General features: G+C 68.1%; 8 protein-coding genes and 1 pseudogene. 7 read left to right on the top strand and 2 right to left on the bottom strand.

The annotated features are described in order from the left end of the window. Positions 1-1558, top strand: a 1558-nt coding sequence (locus A9X01_RS11730; RefSeq protein WP_301336932.1) for an acyl-CoA carboxylase subunit beta, incomplete at its 5' end; no start/stop codon positions are given. A gap of 26 nt (positions 1559-1584) precedes the next feature. Here the strand turns inward: A9X01_RS11730 and A9X01_RS11725 are convergent. Then, positions 1585-1911, bottom strand: coding sequence for a PE-PGRS family protein (locus A9X01_RS11725; protein ID WP_065120946.1), 327 nt, complete (start codon positions 1909-1911; stop codon positions 1585-1587). Between the two features lie 82 nt (positions 1912-1993). On the opposite strand from A9X01_RS11725, the gene A9X01_RS11720 reads away from it, so the two are divergent. From A9X01_RS11720 to A9X01_RS11710, 3 genes are read left to right on the top strand one after another with little or no spacing between them, the layout of a single operon-like run. After that, entirely contained in the window at positions 1994-2770 is a 777-nt protein-coding gene (locus A9X01_RS11720; RefSeq protein WP_065120945.1) for an SDR family oxidoreductase, read from the top strand. Then, positions 2767-3960 (top strand): acyl-CoA dehydrogenase family protein, encoded by a 1194-nt coding sequence (locus A9X01_RS11715; protein ID WP_065120944.1) that lies wholly within the window; start codon positions 2767-2769, stop codon positions 3958-3960. Before A9X01_RS11720 ends, A9X01_RS11715 begins: the two co-directional genes overlap by 4 nt. Further along, positions 3957-5051 (top strand): acyl-CoA dehydrogenase family protein, encoded by a 1095-nt coding sequence (locus A9X01_RS11710; RefSeq protein WP_065120943.1) that lies wholly within the window; start codon positions 3957-3959, stop codon positions 5049-5051. Before A9X01_RS11715 ends, A9X01_RS11710 begins: the two co-directional genes overlap by 4 nt. Positions 5052-5121: 70 nt before the next feature. Here the strand turns inward: A9X01_RS11710 and A9X01_RS11705 are convergent, their stop codons facing one another. Next, the gene (locus A9X01_RS11705; RefSeq protein ID WP_065120942.1) at positions 5122-5862 is read right to left on the bottom strand and encodes an alpha/beta fold hydrolase; all 741 of its coding nucleotides are present in this window, start codon (positions 5860-5862) and stop codon (positions 5122-5124) included. 42 nt (positions 5863-5904) lie between these two features. Here A9X01_RS11705 and A9X01_RS11700 point away from each other — a divergent pair, with 42 nt between their 5' ends. The 3 genes and pseudogenes from A9X01_RS11700 to A9X01_RS31330 form a co-directional block, all read left to right on the top strand. Further along, positions 5905-6705, top strand: a complete 801-nt coding sequence (locus A9X01_RS11700) for a thymidylate synthase (protein ID WP_065120941.1) — start codon at positions 5905-5907, stop codon at positions 6703-6705. Then, positions 6702-7217, top strand: a complete 516-nt coding sequence (locus A9X01_RS11695; protein ID WP_065120940.1) for a dihydrofolate reductase — start codon at positions 6702-6704, stop codon at positions 7215-7217. The genes A9X01_RS11700 and A9X01_RS11695 overlap by 4 nt, the downstream gene beginning before the upstream one ends. 25 nt (positions 7218-7242) lie before the next feature. Beyond that, positions 7243-7371 (top strand): annotated as a pseudogene (locus A9X01_RS31330) (cell division protein DivIVA); the annotation flags it as partial.

Genomic DNA, 7371 nt, shown 5'->3' with positions numbered 1-7371 from the left:
CACGGGGGCCGGCGAAGGTGGCGAATCACAGTCAACCCCAACCGATCTCGAGCAACCCCGCGCCGATCTCGACGAAGTGCGCCAACGGCACCTGGTCACACTGGACGAGGGACGGGAAGCCGCCGTGGCCAAGCGGCACAAACAAGGTCGCCGGACCGCCCGGGAGAACATCGCCGACCTGGTCGACCCCGGCAGCTTCGTCGAGTACGGCGCCCTGGCGATCGCCGCACAACGCAGCCGGCGCTCCGAAGAAGACTTGATCGCCAACACCCCGGCCGACGGGCTGGTGGCCGGCATCGCCACGATCGGGGCGGACCGGTTCGGCCGCGACGCCGCGCAGGCCGTCGTGGTGTCCTACGACTACACCGTCCTGGCCGGCACGCAGGGCATGCGTAACCACGCCAAGACCGACCGCGTCTTCGAGCTCGCCACCCGAAAACGATTGCCGGTGGTGCTCTTTGCCGAGGGCGGCGGCGGACGTCCGGGCGACACCGACGTGGGCGGCATGGCCGGACTGGACGTACCCACCTTCCGGATGCTGGCGGCGCTGTCGGGCACGGTGCCGTTGGTGTCGATTGTCTCGGGCCGTTGCTTCGCCGGAAATGCGGCGCTGGCCGGGGTCTGCGACGTGATCATCGCGACGCCGGACGCCAATATCGGGATGGGCGGGCCGGCGATGATCGAAGGCGGCGGGCTCGGCGTGTATCCGCCGGAGGCGATCGGGCCGATCGACGTACAGCGCCGCAACGGTGTGGTGCATCTGGTGGCCCGCGACGAAGCGCATGCGGTGGCGCTGGCAAAGCAGTATCTGGCCTACTTCCAGGGCGCCGAACAGGAATGGCAAGCACCCGATCCGCGGCTGGCCCGACATGTTGTGCCGCAGAACCGGTTACGCGCCTACGACGTGCACCGTGCGATCGAGTCGATCGTGGACGTCGACTCGGTGCTGGAACTGCGAGCCGACTACGGCGTCGGCATCGTCACCGCGCTCGTCCGGGTCGAGGGCGCGCCCTACGGTTTGCTCGCCAACAGCAGCCACCATCTTGGCGGCGCGATTGATGCCGAAGCGGCCGACAAGGCCGGCGACTTCCTCACCCTGTGCGAGTCCTTCCGCCTGCCCGTCATCTCGCTGTGCGATACGCCCGGGTTCATGGTCGGCCCGGAAGCGGAAAAGGACGCGGCGGTGCGGCGTTTCGGCCGGATGTTCATCCTTGGGGCCCGGCTGACCGTACCGTTCGGCATGATCATCCTGCGCAAAGGCTACGGTCTGGGCGCGATGGCCATGTCCGGCGGCTCGTTCCGCGCGCCGCAGTTCACCGTCGCCTGGCCCACCGGCGAGATCGGCGGCATGGGGCTGGAAGGCGCTGTGCGCCTTGGGTTCAGCAAGGAATTGGCCGCTGCCGCCGACGAACTGGAACGTCAGGCGTTGTTCGACAAGCTCGTCGCCGCCGCCTACCAGCACGGCAAGGCGCTGCGGGCCGCCACGACGTTCGAACTCGACGACGTGATCGACCCGGCAGAGTCCCGGAGCTGGATCACCGCGCTCCGGGAACTCTGAACGGTTCGGATATCAGGACTCGTGTATCAGGCGTGACCGGAGCCGCAGCCGACGCCGGGTAGACAGCCCTCGCCGCCCGGGATGCCACCCGGACCCCAGAACTGGCCGCCGTTGCCGCAGCCGACACCAGGGATGCAGCCCTGGCCACCGGGACCGCCGCCCGGGCCGCCGTCGAGGCCGCCCGACCCGCAGTTGCCGTTGGCGTCGCAGCCGCCACCGCCCGGGTCGAGCGGAATGAAGTGAGTTATGCCGGTACTGGAAGTGCCCGGGCCCGCCGTGACTACGTCGGCTGACGCCATCGGCGCCGCGGCGATTGCTGCAGCGACGGCCCCGGCCACCACCAGTGGTTTCATGAGGTTTAGTTTCGCTAACATACCTGGCGCATACCACGTGCGGCAGGTTGGAAAACCTGAAAAATAGATCGGGCGTATCGATATGACTTCTTTGGATTTGACCGGGCGCACCGCGATCGTCACCGGCGCCTCACGGGGCATCGGTCTGGCAATCTCGCAGAAGCTGGCCGAGGCCGGTGCCAACGTGGTGTTGACCGCCCGCAAGCAGGAGGCCGCCGATGCGGCCGCGGCGCAGGTCGGCGACCGCGCCATGGGCGTGGGTGCGCATGCGGTCGACGAGGATGCGGCCCAGCGCTGCGTCGACCTGACCTTGGAGCGCTTCGGGCGGGTGGACATCCTGGTCAACAACGCGGGAACCAATCCCGCCTATGGTCCGCTGATCGATCAGGACCACGCCCGTTTCACCAAGATCTTCGATGTCAATCTGTGGGCGCCGCTGCTGTGGACGTCGCTGGTCGTCAAGTCCGGCATGGGTGAGCACGGCGGGGCGATCGTCAACACGGCCTCCATCGGCGGCTTGCACCAATCGCCGGCCATGGGCATGTACAACGCCACGAAGGCGGCGTTGATCCACGTGACCAAGCAACTGGCGCTGGAACTTTCACCCCGGGTGCGGGTCAACGCGATCGCCCCGGGGGTGGTGCGCACCAGGCTCGCCGAGGCGCTGTGGAAGGACCACGAGGACCCGCTGGGGCAGACGATCGCGCTGGGCCGAATCGGTGAGCCGGACGATGTGGCCGGCGCGGTCGCCTTCCTGGTTTCGGATGCGGCCAGTTGGATCACCGGCGAGACGTTGGTGATCGACGGTGGACTGCTGCTCGGCCCGGCGCAGGGTTACCAGTCCGGCGGTGGACAGTGAGCGCCCCGGGAGTCGACGTCGACGTCGACGCGCGGGTGCAGGAACTACTGGAGGCGCACGACCCGGCCACCACCGAGCCGCGGGAGTTCCTCGGCGCACAGTTCGACGCCGGCCTGGCCTGGGTGCATCTGCCGGTCGGATTCGGCGGGTTGGGGCTGCCGCGGACCGCGCAGGAACGTGTCGACGCCAGGCTCGCCGACGCCGGCGCACCCATCGGCGGCACCCCGAAGAACTACATCGGCATGGGGATGGCCGCGCCGACGATCGCGGCCTTCGGGACCGATGAGCAGAAGCGAAAGTTCTTGCGGCCCTTGTTCACCGGCGAGCAGATCTACTGCCAGTTGTTCAGCGAGCCCGGCGCCGGTTCCGACCTCGCGGCGGTGGCGACCCGCGCCGTCCGCGACGGTGACGACTGGATCGTCAACGGCCAGAAGGTGTGGACGTCGCAGGCACAACACGCGCAGATGGCGATCCTCGTCGCGCGCACCGACCCGACCGTGCCCAAACACGCTGGGCTGACGTACTTCTTGTGCGACATGACGCAACCGGGCGTGGAGGTCCGGCCGTTGCGTCAGATCACCGGCGAGGCCGAGTTCAACGAGGTCTTCCTCACCGACGTCCGGGTGCCCGACGCCAACCGGCTCGGTCCCGAAGGCGGCGGGTGGCGGGTGGCCACCACCACCCTGAACAACGAGCGCGTCGCCATCGGAGCGCGCGCCGGTGCGCCGCGGGAAGGCGGCCACATCGGCAAGGTCACCGAGGCATGGCGGAAGGAACCGGGCCTGCGCGATCCGGCGATGCACGACGAACTGATGCGCCTGTGGGTGGAAGCGGAAATCCTGCGGCTCAGTGGCGAACGGCTGCGCCAGCAGGCCGTCGCCGGCCAGCCCGGCCCCGAGGGCGCCGGCATGAAGATTGCGTTTGCCCGTTTGGCGCAGGCGATTTCGGGATTCGAGATCGAAATGCATCGCGAAGACGGGCTGCGCTACGACGATTGGACGCTGCGCCGGCCCGAGATCGTCGACCTGACCGGTCGTGAGGCCGGCTACCGGTACCTGCGCGCAAAGGGCAACTCGATCGAGGGCGGCACCTCCGAGATCTTGCGCAATACCATCTCCGAGCGGGTGCTGGGCCTACCCGGCGAGCACCGGGTCGACAAGTCCGTCGCGTGGAAGGACCTGCCCCGATGACCGTCGACCTGCTCTACTCCGACACCGAGGACGCGCTGCGCGACAGTGTGCGGCAACTCTTTGCCGACCGGTGTCCGCTGGAAGAGGTTGCCAAATCCTATGATTCGCCGCCGCCAGACTTCTCCGGACTCTGGCGAACACTCAGCACCGAACTCGGGCTGGCCGGACTGCTGGTGCCCGAGTCGCTCGGCGGCGCCGGCGCGACCGTCCGCGAGGCCGCCGTGGTGATGGAAGAGATCGGGCGTGCAGTGGCACCGGTTCCGTTCCTGCCCAGCGCCGTGCTGGCCACGGTGGCGCTGACGGTTGCCGGTGACACCGAGACCCTGCCGGCGCTGGCGGCGGGTGAGGTCACCGCGGCGCTGGCGGTGCCACTGTCCACCGCGCCGTGGGAAGTGGCGGCGGGGGTGACGTCCGGGTCCGACGGGTTGACCGGGCAGGTCACCAGCGTCGCCGGTGTCGCGGCGGCCGACGTGCTGGTGGTGCCGGTGGTCGGGGACGCAGGGGTCGAGCTGCACACCGTTTCGGTTGCCGACGGCGGCGTCGAGGTGTCCCCGGTGCTGTCTTTGGACATGACCCGGCCGCTGGCCGACGTGCGCTTCTCAGGCGCGTCGTCCACCCGCGTCGGGACCGGCCCGGAGGTGCTGACCGCCGCGTTGCAGACCGGCGCGGCGCTACTGGCTTCCGAGCAACTCGGGCTGGCCCAGTGGTGCTTCGAGACGACGCTGGCTTACGCCAAGGAGCGCAAGCAATTCGGCCGCGCGATCGGCTCGTACCAGGCGATCAAGCATCGGCTGGCCGATCTGTGGTTCGAGGTTGGTTCGATGACCACGGCGGCCCGCTATGCCGCCGACACCAGCGCGCGCGGCGACGCCGACGCTGCCACCGCGGCGTCCCTCGCGCAGGCCTTCTGCAGCGGGGCGGCGGTACATGCCGCGGAGGAATGCGTGCAGCTGCACGGCGGTATCGGGATGACGTGGGAGTATCCGGCGCATCTGTTCCTCAAGCGCGCCAAGAGCGACCAGCTCGCGTTCGGTACTGCCTACAAGCACCGCTCCCGGTTGGCCGCCCTGGTGGATCTCCCGGTCACCTAAGTGTGCCGAGCAGACGCTAAAGCCCCCGCACGCACAGCGTGTCGGGGGCTTTAGCGTCTGCTCGCGGGGGTTAGGTGAGTGCCTCGCCGAAAATCTCGGTCATGGCGGCCCAGTGCCGCTCATCGGCGACGGCGTCGTAGGGCGGGTTGTCCGGCACCGCGAACCCGTGGGCGGCCTGGTACCACTCGATGCGGTGCTGCACGCCGGCCGCCGTCAGCGCCTTTTCCAGCTGCTCGGCCTGATCAACGGTGAAGGACTGATCGTTCTCGGCGCCGCCGACGTACACCAGGGCGTCCATCTTGTCGGCCAGCAGGTGTGGACTGTGCTCGTTGTCGGTCACCAGTCCACCGCCGTGGAACGACGCCGCGGCGGCCACCCGTTCGGGAAGGCGTCCGGCCAGCAGTACCGAGATGCGGCCGCCCATGCAGTAGCCGCATACGCCGAAGCGCTCGCCCCTGACCTCCTCGCGGCCGGCCAGGTAGTCGAACAGCGCCTCGGCGTCACGGGTGATCCGGTCGGGGGTCACTGTGCCGATCATGAACATGATGCGCGCGCGCTCGTCGGGATTGCTGAACGCACTGCCCATGTCGAACGGCGACCAGTCGCCCTCGCGGTAATAGACGTCGGGCAGCAGCACCGTGTAACCGAAGCCGGCCAGCTTGGCCGCCATCTGATGGAAGGTCTCCCGCACGCCGCCGGCGTCGGGGAACATGACCACGCCTGGCCAGGGGCCGTCGGCCCCGTCGGGAGTGAACAGGTGGACGGGGCAGCTCCCGTCGGGAGTGGTGACGGTGTCGGCGATTTTCGGCATGGCACCCGTTCTACTCCTGACACCTGGACGTATCCTGACCGCGTGCCGATCGCGACGCCCTACGAGGACTTGCTGCGTGAGGTGCTCGCGAACGGCACCGCGAAATCCGACCGCACCGGCACCGGCACCCGCAGCCTGTTCGGCAAGCAGCTCCGGTACGACCTGGCCGACGGTTTCCCGCTGCTCACCACCAAGAAGGTGCACCTCAAGTCGGTGGTCTACGAGTTGCTGTGGTTCCTGCGCGGCGACTCCAACGTGGGCTGGCTGCACGAACACGGCGTCACCATCTGGGACGAATGGGCAAGCGACACAGGTGATCTCGGTCCGATTTACGGTGTGCAGTGGCGGTCCTGGCCGACCCCGAGCGGAGAACACATCGATCAGATCAGCGCCGCGCTGGAGTTGCTGCGTACCGACCCGGACTCGCGGCGCATCATCGTGTCGGCCTGGAACGTGGGCGAGATACCGCAGATGGCGCTGCCGCCGTGTCACGCGTTCTTCCAGTTCTATGTCGCCGACGGTCGCCTGAGCTGCCAGCTCTACCAGCGCAGCGCCGACCTGTTCCTGGGGGTGCCGTTCAACATCGCCAGTTACGCGCTGCTCACGCACATGATGGCGGACCAGGCCGGCCTGGCCGTCGGGGAATTCGTCTGGACCGGCGGCGACTGCCACATTTACGACAACCACGTGGAACAGGTCGAGCTGCAGCTCACCCGGGAGCCGCGGCCCTATCCCAAGCTTGTTTTGGCCCAGCGGGATTCGATCTTCGACTACACCTACGAGGACGTCGTCGTGCAGAACTACGACCCGCACCCCGCGATCAAAGCCCCCGTCGCTGTATGACCCGCTCCGAACTGGGCCTGATCTGGGCTCAGTCGACATCTGGGGTGATCGGTCGCGCCGGCAGTATCCCGTGGCACCTGCCCGAAGACATGACCCGGTTTAAACAGTTGACATTGGGACACACGGTGGTGATGGGCCGCCTTACCTGGGACTCGTTGCCCGCGAGATTTCGGCCGTTGCCGGGTAGGCGAAACATTGTGTTGTCGCGGCAGCAGGACTTCGCGGCCGACGGTGCCGAGGTGGTCGGTTCGCTGCAGCAGGCTCTGATTGGTGCGGACTTCACGTGGATAATCGGCGGGGGGCAGATCTACGCGCTCGCGCTGCCATTGGCCAGCCGGTGTGAAGTCACCGAAGTGGACGTCGATCTGCCGCGCGACGACGAAGACGCGCTGGCCCCCCTGCTCGACGAGGCGTGGGTGGGCGAAACGGGGGAGTGGCTGGTCAGCCGCCAGGGCTTGCGCTACCGGTTTCACAGCTACTCTCGGCCTGTGGGGGCGGCCGCGCCGGATTGACCGAGTGTATGAAGGGGGATTGAGAGTGGTAACCGAACCCACCAGGACGTTTACCCGCAAATTCTGGGGCTACGAGCCCGGCGCGGTAGACGCCCACATCGAGACTCTGATCGCCAAGCAGCAGCTGCTGCGCGACGACGTCGAGAACCTCCGC

It is taken from the genome of Mycobacterium asiaticum (assembly GCF_001668675.1).
GTDB classification, from domain to species: domain Bacteria; phylum Actinomycetota; class Actinomycetes; order Mycobacteriales; family Mycobacteriaceae; genus Mycobacterium; species Mycobacterium asiaticum_D.
The sequence above is the reverse complement of the archived record's forward strand: the minus strand, read 5'-3'. Positions and strand labels throughout refer to the sequence as shown.